We start from the raw sequence: 22,070 nt of genomic DNA on the forward strand, positions 1-22,070 counted from the left end.
CCCTTAATGTTGTAACAAAAAGGCCCCTGTTCATCTGAACAGGGGCCTTTTTTGTGAAATCACAACGTAAAGCTGACTTATTCCCAGGCTGCCTCGCCCTTCAGAAATTTGTTGATATCGGCAGCAGCACGTTTGCCTGCGCCCATGGCGCTGATGACGGTCGCTGCACCGGTTACGACATCGCCGCCTGCCCAGACACGCTTCTTCTTTGTCCTTCCTGTTTCATTGTCAGCGACTGCGGTCCCGTATTTGGTTCTTTCAAGACCTTCAGCATCAACAAAAACGATTGGGTTCGGGTTTGTGCCAAGTGCCATGATCACCGTGTCGATCTCCATGTCGAATTCCGATCCCTTGATCTCTACCGGCTTTCTCCTGCCCGAAGCATCCGGTTCGCCCAGTTCCATGCGCACGCAGCGGAGCGCACGTACTTTTCTCTTGTCATCACCGAGGATCTCGATTGGATTGGTAAGGAAGTCAAATATCACACCTTCCTCCGCTGCATGGTGCACTTCTTCTGCTCTCGCCGGAACCTCATCCTTGGAGCGGCGGTATACGATATGCGCCTCGCCGGGAGACCCTCCGGTCTTTTTTGCCTCTAAAGACATGAGTCTCTGACTGCATCTAACCGCGTCCATCGCAACATTGCCTGCGCCGATCACTGCGACCTTTTTTCCTAATTTTACCGGTGTGTCATAGTCGGGAAACTGGTATGCCTTCATCAGGTTCACCCGCGTGAGAAACTCGTTAGCCGACATGACGCCGTTCAGATTGATTCCCGGAATGCGCATGAACGACGGGAGTCCTGCGCCGGTGCCGAGGAATACCGCATCGAAATCACTCAGCAGCTCATCGAGGGTGAAGGAGCGGCCTATCACATGGTCTGTCTTGATATCTATACAGAGGCACTCGGCTGCGTAACTGATCTCGCCGTGGACGACGCTCTTGGGGAGCCTGAATTCAGGGATGCCGTAGATCAGAACCCCGCCCGGCCCGTGCAGGGATTCAAAAAGCGTTACATCATGACCTTCCCGTGCAACGTCAACGGCACAGGTGAGGCCTGCAGGGCCTGAGCCGACAACCGCAACCTTCTTGCCCGTTTTGGGGGCCTTTACCATTGGGCATGTGCGTTGGCTGAGTTCGTAATCCCCGACAAAACGCTCAAGCCTTCCTATGGCGACCGCCTCGCCTTTCTTGGAGAGTATGCAATTTCCCTCGCACTGGACTTCCTGCGGACATACACGTCCGCAGACCGCCGGAAGGTTGTTCTTGACCTTCATCCATTTAACGGCCGTAACCATGTCGCCTTCGCGCAAGGCCTTGATAAATTGCGGTATCAGGACGCCGACCGGGCAGCCCTGCACGCATTTGGGGTCCTTGCACTGCAGGCAGCGCTCTGCCTCTTCTTTTGCCGTCTCCAGTGTATAGCCGAGAGCAACCTCTTCGTAGTTGCTGCTCCTCACTACAGGGTCCTGGTTCGGCATCTCGTGCCGTTTTATCTTCATGCGTTCTGCAGGTTTCAGTTCAGCCATTATTCCCTCCCCTTTACGGTAGCGCCGTCGATCCTGCACTTGTGCTCATAGTGCTCAACAGCCAGCTTCTCTTCATCTTTATAGAACGAAAGCCTGGAGAGGAGGTTATCCCAGTCGACCTTATGGCCGTCAAACTCGGGGCCGTCGACGCAGACAAATTGCGCGCCTTCCTCCAGGAGCACTCTGCAGCCCCCGCACATGCCGGTGCCGTCGATCATGATCGTGTTCAGGCTCACAATGGTCGGGACATTGTAGGGTTTGGTGGTTAGCGTCACAAACTTCATCATAATGGCGGGACCGATGGCCCAGACCTTGGCGATAGTATTAGCCTTGTTGTCGAGAATTTCTTTCAGAGGTTCTGTCACCAGCGATTTTCTGCCGTGCGAGCCGTCATCCGTGCAGATGATCAGTTCATCAGAAACAGCCCGCATCTTTTCTTCCCAGAAGAGCAGTTCCTTTGTGCGGGCGCCGATAATGGATATAACCTTATTGCCTGCCTCTCTCAGCGCACGTGCGATCGGATAGATCGGCGCGATGCCGACGCCTCCTCCCATACAGACCACGGTGCCGAAGTTCTCGATCTCAGTGGGATGGCCGAGCGGGCCGGCAAAGGATGCCAAAGAATCACCGGGGTTAAGCTTGCCAAGCTGGATGGTCGATTTGCCGAGTTCCTGAAAGATTATGGTTATCGAACCTTTTTCGCGGTTGTAATCGGCAATGGTCAGGGGGATGCGTTCGCCGAACTCGTCGATGCGAACGATCACGAACTGGCCGGCCGCTGCCTTTCGGGCAACATGCGGCGCTTCAATATCCATAAGTTTTACCACATTGCTCAATACCTCTTTACTGAGTATCTTGTACACTGGTTCCTCCTCGCTATTAACACCGGACAGGCCGCGTCTGATTTATAAGATATATTAATATATTCATAAGAAAAAGTGAAACGAAAAAGCATGATTTTTCTGACGCAAGAGAGAAAACCCTTTGTTTTAAAAAAAATATTTTGTTCAGAATCTGCGGCTGGAGACAATATCCCTGGAGCTATATTTGCTGCTTATCGGATTTATAATTTTATTAAATAATTCAATAACAAATCGGCTAAATTATGTGTTAAAGTCAAAATCCGTAATTAGACGGATGGGTGCAGATAGCACCGGCAGCAAGAGGCAGTTATAGAATGCTCAGTTGAGGTGAAACCATGAACGTAGAAGAAGTTAATGTCGATGTCGATGAGGTGATCGGTAAGGTAGGCGCGATCCTCTGCGAGCATGACCGGAAAAAGGGAGTCCTTATCCATACCTTCCAGAAGATCCAGGAGGAGCATGGATATCTGCCTGAAGATATTCTCAATCAGCTTGCAAAGAAACTTTCGCTGCCTCTTGCAGAAGTGTACAGCGTTGCAAGTTTCTATAAGCAGTTCCATTTTTCTCCCCGCGGCAGAAAGGTTGTCAGGGTCTGCATGGGAACAGCCTGTCATGTTAGGGGAGCAAAGAAGGTCCTAGACGCCATTGAGGGGGAGTTCGGCATCAGGGATGGGGAGACTACGCCCGACCTTGCCATGACGCTCGAAACAGTCGGCTGCGTCGGTTGCTGCGGACTGGCTCCTGTTGCAACGATAAATGAGGATGTTGTCGGAGACATCGGCAAGAAGAAACTGAACGATATGATCAAGTCAATTAAAGAGGACTAACCGATGAGCAGACTGAACAGCATAGATGATCTGACAAAGCTGAGAAGACAACTGAAGGGAGAGACCTTTATCCCGGACAAGAACAGGGTGAGAATATGCTGCGGCACTGCCTGCGTTGCTTCCGGATCAAAAAAACTGGTGAAGGAACTCGAGGCAGAGTCAGCAGGAAAAGGCATAGAGCTTGAGGTTGTCAAGACCGGATGCCAGGGCCTCTGCCAGAAAGGTCCGGTAATGAGCGTTGAGCCGCATGGCTTTTTCTATCAGAAGGTGAAGCCGGATGATGCGAAAAATCTTATCGCACATACGTTTTCTGCCGGGACATCGCTCCGGTCTCTTTTATACAGGGATTCGATCATGACCAGTCCTGTTGAAGAGGTCCAGAATGTTCCGTTCTATAAGAAGCAGCTCAGAATAGCTCTGAGGAATAATGGCAGGATAGACCCGAACAATATTCACCATTACCTTGCAGTCGGCGGGTACACCGCCGCTGAAAAGATGTTCGGCTCCATGACCTCTGATAGCGTTCTGCATGAGATCGACAGGGCGAACCTCAGAGGAAGGGGCGGCGCGGGATTCCCTGCCGGCAAAAAGTGGGCACATACGAATAAATCCCCGGAAAAGACACGGTTTGTCATCGCAAACGGTGATGAGGGCGACCCCGGAGCATTTATGGACCGGGCGATCATGGAGGGCGATCCGCACAGTCTTCTGGAAGGCATGCTCGTCTGCGCTTATGCGCTCAAGGCACATTACGGGTTCATCTATGTCAGGCACGAATACCCCCTGGCGGTTAAGAACCTGAAATTGGCGATCAAACAGGCTGAGGAACTTGGTCTGCTTGGCGAGAATATCCTCGGAACAGGGTTTGATTTTATTGTGGATATCAGAGAGGGTGCAGGCGCGTTTGTCTGCGGCGAGTCGACCGCACTGGTCGCATCGATCGAAGGCGAGCGGGGATTCCCGCGGCCGCGGCCGCCGAGGCTCTCAGAGGTTGGAGGCGGGCTATGGGGATATCCGAGCAATCTGAACAATATCGAGACCTATGCCTGTATGCCCCCGATCATCGAGAAGGGCGCTGACTGGTTCCTGGGTATCGGCACCACGACATCGCCGGGGACCAAGGTCTTTGCGGTGACCGGCAAGGTGAAGAACACCGGACTTGTCGAAGTGCCTATGGGCACTACATTGAGAGAGATCATTTATGATATCGGCGGCGGCATCCTTGACGACAAGGAATTCAAGGCTATTCAGACAGGAGGGCCCTCCGGAGGGTGTCTGCCTGCGGCCCAGCTTGATCTGCCGGTAGATTTTGATTCGTTGTACCGGGTCGGCTCCATGATGGGGTCAGGAGGTATGGTTGTCCTTGATGAAGAGACCTGTATGGTTGATGTTGCCAAATACTTCCTCTCCTTTACCCAGTCGGAATCATGCGGCAAGTGTCCTCCCTGCAGGGTCGGCACCTATCAGATGCTGCAGATACTGGAACGCATAACGACCGGCCATGGTGAGCACGGCGATATTCAGCGCCTGATCGACCTCGGCAAGCTTATTCAGAAGGGTTCCCTCTGCGGTCTTGGCCAGAGTGCTCCCAATCCTGTCCTGAGCACGATCAAATATTTCAGGCACGAGTATGAAGAGCATATCTATGACAATTACTGCAGGTCAAATGTCTGCAGCAATACAGGGGTCTTCCTGATTCATCAGCCTGACTGCATCCGCTGCGGTCTCTGCAAAAAGGCCTGCGCCTTTGACGCAGTGAAGGAGACGAAAGACATTTACACGATCGACCGTCAGTACTGTACCAAGTGCAAGGCATGTTATGCTGTCTGCCCTGTCGGCGCGGTCAAGATCAAGAAACAGAGCGTGGTAAAACTGGAAGAACAGTTCAGGATTCCTACGGATAAATTAGAGGTCCTTGAAAGGAGGGCGAAGATGACACTGAAGGATGTATTAAGTTCCAAGCCGATGAAGGTCTTTACCTGCAAGAAGGACTGCAAGCTTGCAGATGCGGTGACGCTCATGGACGGCAACAACATCGGTTCGCTGCTGGTTGTCGACGATAAGGAGAACCTCCTCGGCATATTCACCGAGAGGGATATCATGCACTGCTTTGCCAAGAAGGTCGCGATGAACGATGAGCTCATGGGCAATGTCATGACCGCAAATCCTATAACACTTGATTCATCGGTCGATATTGCGGTCGCTGTGCAGCTCATGTCAGACAAGAAGATCAGGCACCTCCCCGTGACCGAGGATGAGAAGATCGCCGGCATGATCAACTACCGGGACCTTGTTTCCTATCTGCTCCCTGAAGTTATTTACATGGCAGAGGATATGTAGCGGGGTAACCACAATGACAGAACCGATAAAAGAACCAAAAGTAGAAGATATAAAGACTGCGGCAGAGGAAAAAGCCTGTCCTGTCCAGAAGGCGCTCTATTTTGTGACCGAATTTCTGGCAGGACCGATGTGCGGCAGATGTTTTCCCTGTGCCATGGGCAGTTATGAAGCGAGGATAAGGCTCCAGAACCTGGTAGACGGAAAAGGCGTCGAGGCTGATCTCCTTGCCTTGAAAAGAATTGCAACGGACATGATAGAGGCCTCGTTCTGCAAAAAGGGGAAGGATACCGGCAAATTCATCCTTGACTGGATGGCGACGGATGTATACCAGGAGCATGCTGAAGGCAGGTGTCCTGATATGCAGTGCGCGAGCCTGATCGAATACCGCATCCTTCCGGAGAAGTGCACCATATGCGGTGACTGCAAGGATGTCTGCAAGAACCTGGCAATATTCGGCGAGAAGAAAAAGCCGTACAAGTCAGGCTATTTCCCGTTCGAGATACGGCAGAAGCGCTGCACCCGGTGCGGTGAATGCATCAAGGTCTGTCCGGTAGAAGCGATCGTTCTCGTTGCTGCAAATGCAAAAGAGCCTGTTGGCGTTTAGAAACTATGAGTATATTTTTTTACGGAGGTCTCAATGGCTAAGACAATTAATCTGACGATAGATAACCGGGCGGTCCAGGTCGCCGAAGGAACGAACCTCATCGATGCCGCAGCAGCGGCCGGTGTGCATATCCCGAATCTCTGCTACATGAAGGGCATGAAGGGCATCGGCGCATGCAGGCTCTGCCAGGTCGAGGTTGAGGGCATGAAGGCCCCGCTGATCGCCTGCACCTCCAGGGCGCGGGAAGGCATGGTCGTCAGGACCGACACCGACGCAGTGCAGGAGACCAGAAAGTTTGTTATCGACCTTATTCTTTCGATGCATCCCCTTGACTGCATGACCTGCACGAAGGCAGGTGTCTGCAATCTGCAGAAATACGCGTACGATTTTGAATTAAAGGAGTCTACGTTTACCCGCAAGAAGTTCGGGTACCCTGTTGATTCCGCCAACCCGTTCATCAAACGCGACCCTGACTACTGCGTGCTCTGCGGCAGGTGCGTGCGCATCTGCAAGCATCAGGGCACAGAGGTCCTTGATTTTAACGGCAGGGGAGTCGGCTCACGGGTAGTTACAGCCCAGGATAAGCCGCTTCAGGAGTCTTCCTGCACATTCTGCGGCAGCTGTGTGGATGTCTGTCCGGTCAATGCCCTCCTTGAGGCTGACCGCTGGAGAAAGGGCCGGGAATGGGAGTACGAAAAGACGGATTCGGTCTGCCTTTCCTGCGGAAGCGGCTGCAGCATAACGGTCAGCAAAAAAGACGGCGGCGTGATAAAGATTAACAGCGGTTCTCCTGACGGCAGCATTGAGCGCACCATATGTGCGATCGGAAGGTTCGGCTTTGATAGTCTGTACAGCGAGATGCGCGTTACCAGGCCGATGAAAAGGGTTGGCGGCGAACTGCAGGAGACGACATGGGAAGATGCAACAAAGATCGTGGCTGATCAGTTAAAGGCGGCCGGTGAAGATGCAGCCTTTGTTTCAACCGGAGCGATCCTGAACGAAGACGCAGCCCTGCTGAAGAAACTCGCCGAGGGTGTGAAGACAAAGAATATTGATTCGACCGTCAGCCTGTATTCCTCCCATGATGCGATGAAGAGCGGCGGCACCGATCTTGAAGAGGCTGATCTAATCGTGCTTGCAGGCATTGCGCCTGACCAGTGGAAACGAGTATTGCCTGCTCTTGACGCTGCAGTGAGGAAGAGGGTCAACAATGGGGCGAAACTTATCGTCATTAACTCGGCCGAGCCGAAGATCGGATCAAAGGCCTCGGTCTTCCTGAACGGCGACGAAGTCAAGATGCTGATGGAACTCGGACAGGCTGTCATATCAAAAGGCACAAAGGCACCCAAGGAGATGGTAGAGGCCCTGGCCCCGGTCAATCCTTCGGACAATGCCATGAATGCAGCAGACCTGTTCCTGGCTGCAAAGATGCCGGTGATCCTGGCTGCTCCATCCTTATACAAGGCTGCGGCAAATCTTTCGCTGATCAAGGGTGAGGCTGTTGCGGTTCCCCTTGAAGCGAATGCAAAAGGCGTGGTGGCAATGGGCATGACCTCCAGCGGCAAGAAGTTCAGTGATATTGTGGCGTCATCGACCAAAGCTCTGTATGTGGTCGGAGAGATCCCGATCAGCAAGAGGCCTGATACGGGTTTCCTTGTAGTACAGGCTTCTCATATGACCGAACTCGCCATGCAGGCTGATGTTGTCTTTCCGGCAACTCCTGCACTGGAATCTGAAGGAACGATCATTGACTGGCTCGGCAGGATCAGGCAGGTGAATATGGCATCGGCTCCTTCAGGTCAGGCAAGGCAGAACGGCGCGATCTTCGCGGCCGTTGCCGAGGCAATGGGCTCAGCCCTTAAGCCGGTGAAGGATGCAGACGTCAAGAAGGCTGTGAAGGCAAAAACAAAGGTCTCATTCAGTGCCTTTAAGAAGGACGCTGGCCATGACATTGACGCCGGGAAGCTCATGGAGGAGACGAATAAGATGACTGTTAACGGTTCAAGGCTTCTCTGGCTTAAGGAGTTGGACGCCTGCTCAGTAACAGCGTAATCTCAAATTGCAGTGAAGGCGCGTCCTTTTGGACGCGCCTTTTTTATTTGGCTGTATTGATTTGTCAGATACCATGAAAAGCGACCTTTCAGCCTGACAGCCTGTGACTTCTCCGTTCTGTTTCGGGTAAAATAATACCCTTTTTAAGCAATCCGTCGTAAGGAGCGAATCATGAAGAAATACGTCATCGCGGCCTGCAGCATCCTGCTGCTCACAGCGGGATCAGCGGCTTATGCCTATGATGAGACCTACGAAAAGGCAATGAAGCATTTTAAAGGCAGGGAGTATAAACGCGCTATCCCCTACCTTGAGGGCTATGCTGTTCAGAAGCCTGACCCTGCGGTCTATTACATGCTTGGCTATGCCTATTACGAGCTCAGGAATTTTGAGCGTTCAAATGAGTATTTTGAACAGGCTTTTCTGATCGATCCTGAATTTTCATCAAATAAAGTGCCTGCTCACTTAGGACTCTCATCTGAGGAACAGGGCCTTATTCACGAAGCACTTGCGCTGTCCGGTGCAAAGAAGCAGATGGAGAACTATGCCGAGATCCTGGGCAGCGCTATCCCGCAGTTCCGATCAGGTATGAGTGACGGAAAACAGAATGATGATATCCTCGTGTTTCTCAGGGACTCGTACAAGATCAACAGGATTTATCCCCCTGTGGTAGACATATTCAATGCACGGTTCAATAAAAAATATCTGTCTTCCGTTATTGAGTGGCTCAAGACGCCGTTGGGGAAAAAAAGCGCTGGTCTCGAAGTTGCTGCCAACATGCCTCAGATGATCAATAGATCAGCTGCTTTTCGTGAGGAATATGACCGCATGAAGGAAGCTCGCAAGCAGAGCATCAGACATATGGAAAAAGCAGTGCGCTCGACTGAACTGAACGTTGATATCGTCGCTGCTTCTCTTTTTGAGATGCTGAAGGGCATGCAGGTCAGGATGCGGGGCAGCAGCAAGATGAATTCGGAAGAGATCGACGCTCTTGTCGGCAAGGTCAGAGGCGTCCCCAGGGTGCAGCTTACGCGGGATCTGCTTGTCTCTCTCGCGTTTACCTACCGCAGCCTTACTGATGAGGAGCTCGATGAGGTTGTGCGGTTTTACCGGTCACCGGAAGGCAGATGGTTCAATGATACCAGCATGGAAGCGATCAGTTCTGCTATTGGCAAGGCATCGCGGGAAGTGGGTGAAAAAATGGGCGATGCCCTTCTGGTGAAAAGAGTGATGTTGTAAGTAACGGCTCGGGTTGTAGGGTCTGAGGCCTGTTAGTCGCAACACCGGAATGCATGCCAGAGTGTCCTTCAGAGGATAAATAACCCTGAGACGATCCACCGGAGCAGCAATTATTTCCTAACGGGTAATCCTTCTTCTTGCGGGTGTTCTTGCCGGTACGGTTTCGATATCCTGCGCTGAGGCTGAGTCATATGCCTCAAGTTTCTGCTGTATCTGCCTGACCATGTCTCTGCCGATCTTTTCTGTTTCAGTCCTGACAAAACGTTCAATGATTTTTTCTGCATTTTCCGCTTCTTTATCGCTGAGAGCGAGATAGGCTATCTCGCTGAACTGCCGGACAATATCATCGTTTGTATCGTCCTTGATGATCTTTATCCTGCCATGTGCACGTTCAAGGAGCGTTGTAATATAGTTTTTCCAGAGCTCCTTTTCCATAGGGTTAAGAGCGGAATCATCAGTAAGGGCAGGAAGAGTAATAGTAAGATTATATGCCAGTGCCAATCCGGAGATCGTGAAATCGCAATGGACCTTCTCATTTTCCTCATCCGGTTCGAGACTGAAGGAAAAGTCGTAGGTCCACCCAAGGTTCCAGTCGTATGTTGAAGGCTGCCTTCGTCTTGTTTTTGCATTGAGCGGGCTGTTTTCTTCAGTTGATTTTACTATTTCGGCAAAGGTCTTGCCAAAAACGGGGTAAAACTCATAATGGACGTCAGGACGAAGTTCTATGCCCTCGGGCACGGAATATTTCTTCATCTTTTGTGACTGGGGGGGAGACAGTCTTCTTTCCGCGGGGAGAAGCCTGCCTGTCCGGTCAAAATGCTGAGATATTTCTGACTCCGACAGAGAGGCCGAAGCCAGCACCATGATACAGGCTGAAACGAATCTGCTCAGTTTCATATTTTAAGGATACTATGCTTTCTGCGCGAAAGCAAATGGAGGCTAATTTTAGGCCTAATTTGTTACAATATCACTCTCGAAATTACCAGTATCAAGGTGACCTGCTTACGATGGAAGACCTGTATAGCGTAAAACTGCCTGTATTTGAAGGGCCTCTTGACCTTCTCCTGCATCTTATCCGGGAGAACAAGGTGGATATCTATGATATTCCCATATCCCTGATCACGGGCCAGTATCTCCACTACATCGAGATGATGAAGGAACTGGATCTCGAGATCGCCGGTGAATTCATTGTTATGGCAGCTACCCTTATCCATATAAAGTCCAGGATGCTTCTCCCTGCTGACGAGGAGGCTCCTCTCGAGGAGGTGGAAGACCCGAGACTTGAACTTGTACAGAGACTGCTTGAATATCAGGCATATAAGGATGCTGCGTCGATCCTGAAGGAAAAGGAAGATGACGCGCTTAAACTCTTCGCGAGAGAAAAGACCGAATTCGACGAAGAAAAATCCGAAGAGCAACAGGAACTTTATCTCTTTGATATAAATCTTTTTGATCTGCTTGGTGCCTTTAAAAAGATCCTGGACAATGCTCCGCCTGAGGTCAGGACCATCACCAAGGAGACGCTTACGGTCAAGGACCGCATCATGCATATTGCCGAAATACTGGAGAGCGTCGACACGATCAGGTTCGAGGACCTCTTCGCCGGCACCACGAGCAGGGTTCAGCTCATCGTAACGTTCCTTGCGCTCCTTGAACTGCTCAGGCTTGGCATGGCAAGGGTCTATCAGGAAAAAGACTTCGGCAGTATCTGGGTCATTAATCCGCAGAAACAGATGCCTATGTCTCTGGAGCAGACAGCAGCCAGGATCTCTGAACCTGCAGAACAGCCTGTCGGGCAGTCTTCTGTTGAGCAGGGTTCTCAGGGTCAGTCAGATCCTCAAAAAAATAACGATAAGGTGGTATTGAAACCGGTCATGACAAGAGATTTCAAGGATACGCTTAATCTTCCGCAGACGGATTTTCCCATGAAGGCGAATCTTGCACAGAGGGAACCCGAGATGCTCAGGGCATGGGACGAAAAAAATATCTATACGAGGATACAGGAGCAGAGCAGGGGCCGCAAGTCCTATATCCTTCATGACGGACCGCCGTATGCGAACGGTAATATCCATATGGGCCATGCCCTGAACAAGATCCTGAAGGACATCATTGTCAAATATAAGAGCATGAAGGGCTTTTCAGCACCCTATGTTCCGGGATGGGACTGCCATGGTCTGCCGATCGAACTGCAGGTGGACAAGAACCTCGGAGACAGAAAAGACAGCGTTAATCTTATTGAGAAGAGACAGCTCTGCAGGGAATATGCAGAGAAGTTCGTCGGTCTGCAGAGGGATGAGTTCAAGCGCTTGGGTGTGTTCGGCGACTGGGAACAGCCCTATCTTACGCTGACCTATGGATATGAGGCTTCGATCGTCAGGGAGTTCTGCCGGTTTGTGAAAAACGGGTATGTGCATAAAAGGAAGAAGCCCGTGCATTGGTGCCCCTCCTGCGTTACTGCGCTGGCAGAGGCTGAGGTTGAATATGCAGACAAGGAATCTCCTTCGGTCTTTGTGAAGTTCATGCTGAATGATGATAATGCGGCGGTATTTGCGCCGGAGTTGAGAGGGAAGAAGGTCTTTGTGCTTATCTGGACCACAACGCCCTGGACCCTTCCGGCAAATCTTGCGGTGGCATTCCATCCTGAGCTGCAATATGCAGCAGTCGAGCAGAATGATGAAGTCTATATTGTTGCCGAAGGCAGGCTTGAGGCCTTGAAAGAGAGGATAGGACTCATCGGCAATGTTCTTGCAAAGAGGCTCGGCAAAGACCTTGAGGGCATAGAGGCTCAGCATCCCTTTATTGATAGAATATCAAAGGGTGTGTTGGGGGATTTTGTCTCTTTGGAAGAAGGCACCGGTGTTGTCCATATTGCACCAGGTCATGGCGAGGATGACTATCTGGTCGGCCTGAAATACGGCCTTGATATCTATGCGCCTGTGGATGACGGCGGCAAATTTACAAAGCCGGCCGGCGATCTTCAGGGGCAGTTCGTGTTCAAGGCAAACAGCGTGATTATAGAGACTCTGAAGTCCCGTAATGCGCTTATAAAAGAAGAGAAGATCACCCATTCCTATCCGCATTGCTGGCGGTGCAAGAAGCCGGTCATCTTCCGTGCAACAGAGCAGTGGTTCATATCTGTTGAGCACGAGGGCCTGCGTAAAAAGTGTCTTGAAGAGATCGATAGGGTGAACTGGGTGCCTGCATGGGGCAGAGACAGGATCTATAACATGGTCGCCGGCCGGCCCGATTGGTGCATATCCCGCCAGCGCAGCTGGGGCGTCCCGATCACGATCATACAATGCAGTGACTGCGGCGAGTTCGTGAAGGATGAGGCTGTACTCGATAATATTGTGAGCCAGGTCGAAAAAGACGGAGCAGACGTCTGGTTCATAAAAGAGGCAAAGGAGTTCCTTCCTGAGGGATATGTCTGCACAAAATGCAGTTCTTCCGAGTTCCGCAAGGAGACGGACATCCTTGATGTCTGGTTCGATTCCGGTGTGAGTCACGCTGCGGTCATGGAGAATGACCCCAGGTTGAGCTGGCCTGCTGATCTGTATCTCGAAGGCAGTGACCAGCACCGCGGCTGGTTCCAGAGCTCTCTCCTGGCGTCGGTCGGAACACGGGGCACTGCCCCGTACCGGTCTGTGCTGACCCACGGGTTCGTTGTTGACGGAGCAGGCAAGAAGATGTCGAAGTCGCAGGGCAATGTGATCGCTCCCCAGGAGATCATCAAAAACTTCGGCGCCGAGATCCTGCGTATCTGGGTATCTGCTGAGGATTATCGCGATGATATCAGAATTTCGAAGGAGATCCTGAACCGTCTGACCGAGGCATACAGGAAGATCAGGAACACCAGCAAGTTCCTGCTGAGCAATCTCTTTGATTTTGATCGTCAGGATCATTCAGGCCAGCTGCAGGAGATCGACCGCTGGGCCCTCTGCAGGCTCCAGGGTCTGATCGCCAGGGTCACAAAGGCATACGAGAACTTTGAATTTCATGAGGTCTTTCATGCTATCCATAATTTTTGTGTTGTTGATATGAGCTCGATCTATCTCGATATTCTCAAGGACCGGCTCTACACTGCAAAGGCAGATGCTGTTGAGAGGCGTGCAAGCCAGTGGGTTTTGGCAGAGGTCCTTTCCGTACTGACGCGTCTTATGGCGCCGGTGCTGACCTTTACCGCAGAAGAGGTCTGGGGATATATAACAAAACAGAATACAGCAGTCAGCAGTCAGCAATCAGCAGGTTCTGTATTTATAGCGTCATTTCCTGAAGTCGATGAAAGATTTGTTGATGCAGAGCTGGATGAACGCTGGAAAAGATTGCTCACGCTGCGCGATGAGGTGAACAAGGCGCTTGAGATCAAGAGGGCTGAGAAGTTTATCGGCAACTCCCTTGAAGCAAAGGTGAGGCTCTATCTTCCTTCTGAATACCGGCAGCTTGCTGAACAATACGCAGCGTTCCTGCCGATGTTCTTCCTTGTTTCTGCGGTAACCCTGAGCGGTGATGTCCTGTCTGAAGCTCATGAGGGAACCGTGATCAAGGGACTTTATGTGCTGGTAGAGCGGTCAGCAGGAAGCAAATGCCAGAGGTGCTGGAACTGGTCTGAGAGTGTCGGCACCTTCAGCGATATCCCTGAGGTCTGCGACAGATGCTACGACGCGGTTAAATGAAGGCTAATAATTGATAGGCAATATACTCATAAATCTCCCCTCGCCCCTCTTTGCTAAAGAGGGGTATGTCCTCCCTTTGTCAAAGGGAGGGGGGGAGGGATTTTTTCCATATTCTGAAATTCCTAACGTAGACCTATGAATACATGAAAAAAAGAATCACGCTTTCTCTGATCATTGCATTAGCCGTTGTTGTCCTTGACCAGATTACAAAATATCTTGCCAGGACTCATATTGGCGCTTACGAGAGCATAGAGCTACTGCCTTTGCTGAATCTGGTCAATGTGCAGAACAGGGGCGCTGCCTTTGGCATGTTCAGGAGTTTCGGGAACCTCTTCTTCATCTCTATTTCCGTTGCTGCACTCGTCTTCATGTCATGGGTCATCGTAAAGGACAAGGAAGACCACCGCATCTTTGCCCTGCTTGCAGGGGGCGCTGCAGGCAATCTTATTGACAGGCTGACTCTCGGATACGTTGTCGACTTTGTTGACATAGCCGTGGCCGGGCATCACTGGCCTGCATTCAATGTTGCAGATTCCGCTCTTTCGATCGGCATGGTATTCATGGCCATCAGCATCCTGAGGAAAAAGAGTTAATGTTTCCGGTTCTTATCAGAATAGGCCCGCTCACGATCCATACCTATGGATTCATGATCGCTTCTGCGTTTCTGCTCGGCTTGTGGCTTGCCCTCAGACAGGCAGCGCGGGAAGGATTGTCGAAGGAAAAGATCTCGGATCTCGGCTTCTATGCGCTCTTCTCCGGTATCATAGGCGCGCGGATCCTCTTCATCGCAACCAACTGGCCGCATTTCTCCGAACATCCAGTTGACATGATCAAGATATGGGAGGGCGGGCTTGTCTTTTACGGCGGCGTCATCTTCGCATTGCCCACTGTCCTATGGTATGCAAAGAAACAGGGGCTCAAGCTCTGGCAGACCATTGATGTTTGGGCTCCGTCCATTGCGGTCGGTCATGCCATAGGAAGGCTCGGCTGCTTCTGCGCCGGCTGCTGCTACGGCAAACCGACTGACCTTCCGTGGGCAGTCACCTTCAGCAACCCTGAATCCCTTGCGATCCTTGGTGTGCCTCTTCATCCGACCCAGCTCTATGAGTCCGCTGCCGAACTGCTGAACTTCGCCCTTCTCCTTCTTATCAGAAAAAAGAAGACATTTCATGGCCAGGTCTTCTGGATGTATGTCCTAAACTATTCGATCATCAGGGCCCTGATCGAGCTTTTCAGGGGGGATATCGAGAGGGGTTTTGTGATGCCAGGCATTTCGACCTCACAGGGTATTAGTATCGTGATGTTCCTTACTGCCGTTGCGTTTCTCTTGAAACTCAAACGAACTAAGATCTGATTAAAGCGCCAGATATGCCTTTGGATTGAGGTCAAGGCCGGCTGACTCGTTTTTTAGAAAGCGGTGATAGCCAGCTGCAGCGATCATGGCAGCATTGTCTGTGCAGAGCGCAACAGACGGTATGAATACCTCAACATGGTTTTTCTCTCCCATTTCTTTCATCTTCTGCCTCAGGCCGCTGTTTGCAGATACGCCGCCTGAAAGCGTAACCCTTCGGATACCGGTCTTATCCACAGCCCATTCAGCCTTCCTGACGAGTACTTCCACAACTGCTGCCTGAAACGATGCTGCAATATTTGCCAGTGATGAGTGATCAGTTATGCGTGATAGGTCAGAAGACAGCCTTCTTACATGCTGGAGAACGGCTGTCTTTAAGCCGCTGAAACTGAAATCAAGGGTGTCCGGGAGATAGGCCCTCGGGAAAGCAACTGCCTTCGGATATCCTTCTTTTGCAAGATTGTCGATGATCGGGCCGCCAGGGTAGCTCAGTCCGAGGAGCTTTGAGACCTTGTCATACGCTTCTCCTGCCGCGTCATCGCGCGTCCTGCCCAGCACCGTGTATCTGCCATAATCTTCTGCAAGGTAAAGGCTGGTGTGCCCGCCGGAAACGATGAGGGAGATGAACGGAAACTCAGGCGCCTGCTCTTCAAGGAAAGGTGAGAGCAGATGGCCTTCGAGATGGTTGACGCCGACGAGCGGGATATTCTTTCCATAGCATATTGCCTTGGCAAATGAGCAGCCTACCAGGAGAGAACCGATGAGGCCGGGGCCGTGGCAGACAGCAACGGCAGAAAGATCCGGAAGGGCGATTCCGGCCTGCTTCAGCGCCTCTTCGACGACCGGCATGATCATTTCGATATGTCGCCTTGAAGCGAGCTCAGGAACAATGCCGCCGTATTTGGTATGAATATCAGACTGGCTCGAAACAATGTTTGAAATGATCTTTCTGCCGTCCTGAACTACTGCAGCAGAAGTGTCATCGCACGATGTGTCTATGCCGAGGATAAGCATGGGGGCATTCTTCATAAAATCCCTCCTAACCTCCCTCTGCTAAAGGGAGGCAATATGCCCCTTTTTGGAAAAGAGGGGAGTGGGGAGATTTATTGTGGCTAACATATAACCAATGCACTTATTATTAAGATGGCTGCTCATAGACATTTACCCCTTTGGGCAGGTTCAGGTCAAAGAGCGAATCCCTGATGTTGGTATTGATCTTGATCTCTTTCAGTTCGATCTCAACTATATTGGCGCGGCCATCCTGAATGGTGAAGCCTCTGATCGGAAAATCTGTATCAGACAGGTACAGGATGATCGATACGATGCCTGCCATGGATTTCTTTGGCTTCAGGGTGAGGACCTTTTCTGTGCCGGTGATCGTGAACTCCTCTTTGATATTACCCATGCCGGTCAAAAGAACAACCGGCGACTGGCCATAGGTCTCCTTGCTGAACTTTGAACGGTATGCCTGATTATCGCCCTTCTTGTATATCATCACGATATCATTGCTGATAAGCAGGTCCTGACTGGCTTTGCCTTTGTATACCCATTTCATTTTGAGCGGTCTCTTGACGAAAAAATCGCCGTTGTAGGTATCGGTCTTGTTCAGGTCCTTGATCACATTCTTCTGAACGAACGTGCCTTTCATATCCTTTATGCCCTCGTACGCTCTCTGGATGCGGGCAACAGCATCGTCAGTGGCTGAGGCAAAAGATAGGGCAGAGGTTAAGGTCACTGCAAGGATTGTCAGGAGAAGGATTATTGCCGGTCTTCTGATTATGATGAGATTTAGTGAAAAATCCCTCCTAACCTCCCTTTGCCAAAGGGAGGGATAAAACCCCTCTTTGGCAAAGAGGGGGGAGGGGAGATTTGTTAATAGATGTCTAATTGTTTTTGAGATTCTCAATTTCTTCTGCATGTATCTGTTCACAATGGTCTCCTGAGAAAATCTCTTGGCTTCCCTGCACCTTTTGGAGGGCCGACCAGCCCGTCGTCGCCCATCAGCTCCATGATCCGCGCTGCCTTGTTATATCCGATCTTGAACTTTCTCTGGATCGAGGAGATCGATACCTGTCCGACAGACTCTGCAAAGTCGCATGCCTTGTAATACATGTCATCCCGCTCGTCAGAATCCCCCTCGGAAGAAGAGGGAGACTCAACCGGTATCTGCTCATAGATCGAATAGTCAGGTGAACCCTGCGGTTTTATGAAGGCAGTGACCTGATGGATCTCGTCCTCAGTGACCAGTGCGCCGTGTACACGCTTGATGCCCTGACCGGAAAGCATGAGGAGCATGTCGCCCTTGTCCAAAAGCTGTTCAGCGCCCATGGTGTCAAGGATCGTCCTTGAGTCGATCTTTGTGGTCACCTTGAAAGAGATCCTCGACGGCAGGTTTGCCTTTATGATGCCGGTGATGACATCGACGGACGGCCTTTGGGTGCCGATAATCAGATGAATGCCTGCAGCCCTTGCCATCTGAGCGAGACGTGTTATCGAATCTTCCACTTCGCGTGAAGATGCGAACATGAGGTCTGCAAGCTCATCAATAAAAATGACGATAAAGGGCATCTGCTCGTCCTCGGTTGCGACATTATTGTATCCATCGATATTCCGCGCGCCCTTTTCCGCAAGGAGACGATATCTTCGCTCCATCTCGAAGACCATCTTTCTCAATGCTTCCGCAGCCTGCTTGGGGCTGGTGATGACCGGTGATATGAGGTGAGGAATGTCGTCATACATCGAAAGCTCGATAAGCTTGGGATCGATCATCAGCATCTTCACCTCGCGCGGCGATGCCTTGAAAAGGATGCTCATGATCATGGAGTTGACTGAAACGCTCTTGCCTGCTCCGGTCTGGCCTGCAACGAGAAGATGCGGCATTTTGGTGAGGTCAGCTATCACCGTCTCACCGGCAATGTCCCTGCCCAGGGCAAGGGTGAGCCTGGATGAACTCTTCTGAAAGCGGTCAGATCCGATAATGCTCCTCAATGAAACGATCTCGCGTTTCTTGTTCGGCACTTCGATGCCGATCGTGTTTTCCCCTGCCAGGGGAGAGATCCTGATACTCTGGGCCTTGAGTGCCAAAGCCAGGTCATCGGCAAGAGAGACTACCTTGTTGATCTTGACACCCGGTGCAGGTTCGAACTTGTAGAGTGTGATCACCGGGCCCGGCTGCACATGGGTGATATCTCCTTCGACATCGAAGTTTGCGAGCTTGGCCTTTATCAGTTCCCTGTTCGTCTTCAGCTCATCATTGGATGGCCGTGCAGAAGACGCATCATATTCCGAGAGCAGTTCAAAGGTAGGCAGGACATATCCGTCCCTTGTTCTCGCGGGTTTGGGAGCGGTCCGTGTTTTAGGCTTAGGCTCCGGTTCCTCTTCCGGCTCTATGGAATGCAGCTGATCGATGATCTCAGGCTGCATATCATCTTCCGCTTCTGTTATCAGGATCTCCTCTTCCTGAAGGATCCCTTTCTCTGGTTTTTTCTGATGCTCTTCCCTGCTCTTTTGTGCAAAAAGGGATGGACTGAGGGCCACGGGAAGCAGAAGGATGATCGATGAGAAGAAGCAGGAGAGGGAGAAGAGATAGGCGCCAAGCATAGAAAGATAACGCTCAAGGGTACCGGCGATTACCGATCCCACCATCCCGCCGGGGTTGTTCTCTGTTGTAATATGAAAGGTCCTGAGCAGAAGCGATGAGAGGAGTGAAACAGAGAAGATGAGCAGGAGCGTTCCGAGTAAATAGACCTTTCTCCTGTCCCTGCTCATCAGTCTTCTGATGCCATAGACCACGAGAGCAACAGGCACCAGGTAAGCGGCAAAGCCGATAAAGGACATGAGAAGGTCAGCGGCATATGCTCCGATGAGGCCGCCATAATTTTTCGTCGGCGTCTTCGTGTACGTAAAAAGCGATGCATCCCATTTTGTGAAACTGAAGAGGCTCAGGCCCAGATAGATGGCAAGCAGGATCGATATGATCCCGAGGATTTCTTCCTTTATCCTGCTCAGTTTTTTAGCCATATCCCTGCAATGATGACCAGAGCAAGCCCGAACCGGTAATAGGCAAAGAGATTCAGCGGGTGTTTCTTTAAGAAGCTCAGGAGAAATTTAATTGCTGCAAATCCGGAGATCGCCGCGGCAATAAAACCGATCAGGAAGAGCGACATATCGTGGTCAGCGCCGGTCTTGAGAAGCTTCCGGGCATGGAGCAGTGTTGCCCCTGCGATGATCGGCGTCGAAAGCAGAAACGAAAAGCGCGCCGAGGCCTCACGCTCAAGTCCTCTGAACAGTCCTGCTGATATGGTTATGCCTGAGCGGGAGACGCCGGGGATCAGGGCAACAGCCTGTGCAAGGCCGATCATAACTGCGTCTTTGACGTTAAGACTGTCAACGGTCCGCGTCTTGTTCATCTTTTCCGCCAGTAACATGACCGCGCCGAATACCACAAGTGAGACTGCAATAACAAGGGGGTTTCTGAGCGCGTGCTCTATGAGATCACCCAGCAGAACGCCTGCAATGCCTGCCGGGACCGATGCCAGCACGATCAGCATGAAAAGCTTCTGTTTCCTGAGGATGAGCTCGATCCAGTCCTTCCAGAAGCAGATGACAAGGGAAAGCAGTGTCCCTGCATGGAGTGCCACGTCAAAGGTGAGGGAATCCAGTTCTCCTGTCCAGTTAAAGAACCAGGGGAAGAGGATGAGATGGGCGGTGCTGCTGACCGGCAGGAACTCGGTCAAACCCTGCACAATCCCTAAAATCAAGGCTTCTATCATGGTCTTAATTATACCAGATTTGGAGGGTAACTATCGCGGATAGAGAAGGTAAGCCTGACTGCGTCAGGGTCCTGAAATAGAAAAGGCCGGCCTGAATACATCTTGGCCGGCCTTTTCTACGTGATTGTGGATTAGTGCTTATAACCTCACGAAACTTCAAACAGATTTGTATAGGTGTTTATGACCTGCGCTGCCTTGTCGCCTGCATATCTCAACAAGGGACAGACGCAATCTTTCCGCCAATCTGCATTATACATTTTCTATGGGCGATGGATGAACGTGACTGGCTGTGGGGTGATAATGAGGCAGGAAGCAAAATCTTCCTGCCTCAGCTTACTCAACTTATCAGCTATCGCGCCGAGAGCGATAAATAAGTTGTTGATCCGTTTCTGAAGACAAGCAGCAGGATATCCTGCCCGGACTTTATTTTTGAAACGACTGCTTCATAGTCCTTCATGCTGTTTATCCTTTTTCTGTTGACCTCGATGATGACATCGTTCTGTATCAGAAGGCCTCCTGCAGGGCTGCCTTCTTCTATATCTGTGACGACAACGCCGCTAATTCTTTTGGGAACATCGAGATTTCTTTTCAGCTCAGGAGTGAGGCCCTGGACCATGACCCCTTTTAAAAGGTTATCGTATTCTCCGCGCATCTTCTGCATGTCTGCCGGCAGCTCGGCAATGGCGACATCCATCTTCTGCATTTTGCCGTCACGCATGATCTTCAACGTTACTTTCTTGCCCGGAGGTGTGCCTGCGACACTGTTTCTCAGGCTCGCAGGGTCAGGTACCTCTTTGCCGTCGAACTCTATGATAACATCTCCGCGCTGCATCCCTGCTTTTTCAGCAGGACTCTCTTCCACAACGTCTCCCACAAGGGCGCCTTTATCATCTTTGATGTCGAACTGCTTCGCAAGGTCAGACGTGACTGGTTGAATTGAAACGCCGAGCCAGCCCCTGACGACTTTCCCTTTCTTAATGAGGTTGTCCATCACAACCTTTGCCATGCTGCTTGGTATTGCAAACCCGATTCCCTGATACCCGCCAGATGTGCTGAATATAGCTGTATTGATGCCCACGAGCTCACCCCTCACATTCACAAGCGCTCCGCCCGAGTTGCCGGGATTGATAGGGGCATCGGTCTGGATGAAATCCTCATAATCAGCAATGCCGACATTCGCCCTGCCAGTTGCGCTCACAATGCCGGACGTAACGGTCTGGTTCAATCCGAAAGGGTTGCCGATTGCTATCACTGTTTCTCCAACCTTCAACTTATCCGAGTCGCCCAGCTTTAAAACAGGGAGGTGGTTCGAATCTATCTTGATCACCGCAAGGTCTGTTTTCGGGTCAGTGCCGATGACCTTTCCCTTGAATTCCCTCTTGTCGGACAATTTCACCTTGATCTCATCGGCATCCCTGATCACATGATTATTGGTAAGGATATAACCGTCTTTATCTACGATGACCCCTGATCCGAGACCTGACTGCTTATGTTCTCTCGGTCTCTCGAACTGGCCAAATTGGTCTCCAAAAAATCTCCTGAAAAAGGGATCATCGAAAAAAGGTGATTGCATACCTGATATTTTTATCGTCTTTGTCGAAGATATATTGACCACTGCCGGTTTCACTGCAGCAGCGACTTCTGCCATGGCCTGTCCTGTCTTTGAAAGAATATCTATGGCCTCTTTGGATATGTTCGTATCCTGGGTATAGGCATTTGAGAGCAAGTTAAGATTCGAAGATATGCCGAGTCCTATAATCAGTCCAACCAGTATAAGCGTTGCTCCATAGAGTAAATTACGTTTTGTCCGTGTCATCTCTGTC

Annotated in this window: 16 protein-coding genes; 8 read left to right on the top strand and 8 right to left on the bottom strand. The window is 51.0% G+C overall.

Going from position 1 to position 22,070, the window contains the following annotated elements; genetic code table 11:
• Positions 1 to 77 precede the first annotated feature (77 nt).
• A complete protein-coding gene (gltA, locus tag HZB62_08950) occupies positions 78 to 1,529 on the bottom strand; it encodes an NADPH-dependent glutamate synthase (GenBank protein ID MBI5075272.1) in 1,452 nt (483 codons plus the stop codon).
• Positions 1,529 to 2,392 carry a sulfide/dihydroorotate dehydrogenase-like FAD/NAD-binding protein gene (locus HZB62_08955; protein MBI5075273.1) on the bottom strand — a complete coding sequence of 288 codons (864 nt, stop codon included), beginning with the start codon at positions 2,390 to 2,392 and terminating at the stop codon, positions 1,529 to 1,531. The genes gltA and HZB62_08955 overlap by 1 nt, the downstream gene beginning before the upstream one ends.
• 335 nt (positions 2,393 to 2,727) lie before the next feature.
• Between HZB62_08955 and HZB62_08960 the strand changes: the two genes are divergently transcribed.
• The 5 genes from HZB62_08960 to HZB62_08980 all read left to right on the top strand — a co-directional run bounded on the left by HZB62_08960 (position 2,728) and on the right by HZB62_08980 (position 9,451).
• Entirely contained in the window at positions 2,728 to 3,219 is a 492-nt protein-coding gene (locus HZB62_08960; protein MBI5075274.1) for an NAD(P)H-dependent oxidoreductase subunit E, read from the top strand.
• Between the two features lie 3 nt (positions 3,220 to 3,222).
• Positions 3,223 to 5,559, top strand: a complete 2,337-nt coding sequence (locus tag HZB62_08965) for a CBS domain-containing protein (GenBank protein ID MBI5075275.1) — start codon at positions 3,223 to 3,225, stop codon at positions 5,557 to 5,559.
• Between the two features lie 13 nt (positions 5,560 to 5,572).
• On the top strand, positions 5,573 to 6,163 hold the full coding sequence (locus HZB62_08970) for a 4Fe-4S binding protein (GenBank protein ID MBI5075276.1): 591 nt from the start codon (positions 5,573 to 5,575) through the stop codon (positions 6,161 to 6,163).
• Between the two features lie 33 nt (positions 6,164 to 6,196).
• Positions 6,197 to 8,215 carry a molybdopterin-dependent oxidoreductase gene (locus HZB62_08975; protein ID MBI5075277.1) on the top strand — a complete coding sequence of 673 codons (2,019 nt, stop codon included), beginning with the start codon at positions 6,197 to 6,199 and terminating at the stop codon, positions 8,213 to 8,215.
• 171 nt (positions 8,216 to 8,386) lie between these two features.
• Positions 8,387 to 9,451, top strand: a complete 1,065-nt coding sequence (locus HZB62_08980; protein ID MBI5075278.1) for a tetratricopeptide repeat protein — start codon at positions 8,387 to 8,389, stop codon at positions 9,449 to 9,451.
• A 117-nt stretch (positions 9,452 to 9,568) separates the two neighbouring features.
• On the opposite strand, the gene HZB62_08985 is transcribed toward HZB62_08980, so the two are convergent.
• Entirely contained in the window at positions 9,569 to 10,348 is a 780-nt protein-coding gene (locus HZB62_08985) for a DUF922 domain-containing protein (GenBank protein MBI5075279.1), read from the bottom strand.
• Between the two features lie 110 nt (positions 10,349 to 10,458).
• On the opposite strand from HZB62_08985, the gene ileS reads away from it, so the two are divergent.
• The 3 genes from ileS to lgt all read left to right on the top strand — a co-directional run bounded on the left by ileS (position 10,459) and on the right by lgt (position 15,478).
• Positions 10,459 to 14,124, top strand: coding sequence for an isoleucine--tRNA ligase (gene ileS / locus HZB62_08990; GenBank protein MBI5075280.1), 3,666 nt, complete (start codon positions 10,459 to 10,461; stop codon positions 14,122 to 14,124).
• Positions 14,125 to 14,267: 143 nt separating this feature from the next.
• Positions 14,268 to 14,717, top strand: a complete 450-nt coding sequence (gene lspA, locus HZB62_08995) for a signal peptidase II (GenBank protein ID MBI5075281.1) — start codon at positions 14,268 to 14,270, stop codon at positions 14,715 to 14,717.
• Positions 14,717 to 15,478, top strand: coding sequence for a prolipoprotein diacylglyceryl transferase (gene lgt, locus HZB62_09000; protein ID MBI5075282.1), 762 nt, complete (start codon positions 14,717 to 14,719; stop codon positions 15,476 to 15,478). The genes lspA and lgt overlap by 1 nt, the downstream gene beginning before the upstream one ends.
• Here lgt and tsaD read toward each other — a convergent pair whose 3' ends face one another.
• The 5 genes from tsaD to HZB62_09025 all read right to left on the bottom strand — a co-directional run bounded on the left by tsaD (position 15,479) and on the right by HZB62_09025 (position 22,063).
• Entirely contained in the window at positions 15,479 to 16,489 is a 1,011-nt protein-coding gene (gene tsaD / locus HZB62_09005) for a tRNA (adenosine(37)-N6)-threonylcarbamoyltransferase complex transferase subunit TsaD (GenBank protein MBI5075283.1), read from the bottom strand. It abuts the gene before it with no gap.
• Positions 16,490 to 16,613: 124 nt separating this feature from the next.
• The gene (locus HZB62_09010; protein MBI5075284.1) at positions 16,614 to 17,210 is read right to left on the bottom strand and encodes an outer membrane lipoprotein carrier protein LolA; all 597 of its coding nucleotides are present in this window, start codon (positions 17,208 to 17,210) and stop codon (positions 16,614 to 16,616) included.
• Positions 17,211 to 17,401: 191 nt separating this feature from the next.
• Entirely contained in the window at positions 17,402 to 19,495 is a 2,094-nt protein-coding gene (locus HZB62_09015) for a DNA translocase FtsK 4TM domain-containing protein (GenBank protein MBI5075285.1), read from the bottom strand.
• Positions 19,480 to 20,247, bottom strand: coding sequence for an undecaprenyl-diphosphatase UppP (uppP, locus tag HZB62_09020; GenBank protein MBI5075286.1), 768 nt, complete (start codon positions 20,245 to 20,247; stop codon positions 19,480 to 19,482). The genes HZB62_09015 and uppP overlap by 16 nt, the downstream gene beginning before the upstream one ends.
• Before the next feature lie 349 nt (positions 20,248 to 20,596).
• The gene (locus HZB62_09025; GenBank protein ID MBI5075287.1) at positions 20,597 to 22,063 is read right to left on the bottom strand and encodes a DegQ family serine endoprotease; all 1,467 of its coding nucleotides are present in this window, start codon (positions 22,061 to 22,063) and stop codon (positions 20,597 to 20,599) included.
• Positions 22,064 to 22,070 lie beyond the last annotated feature (7 nt).

The organism is Nitrospirota bacterium, from assembly GCA_016214855.1.
Classification (GTDB): Bacteria; Nitrospirota; Thermodesulfovibrionia; order Thermodesulfovibrionales; family UBA6898; genus UBA6898.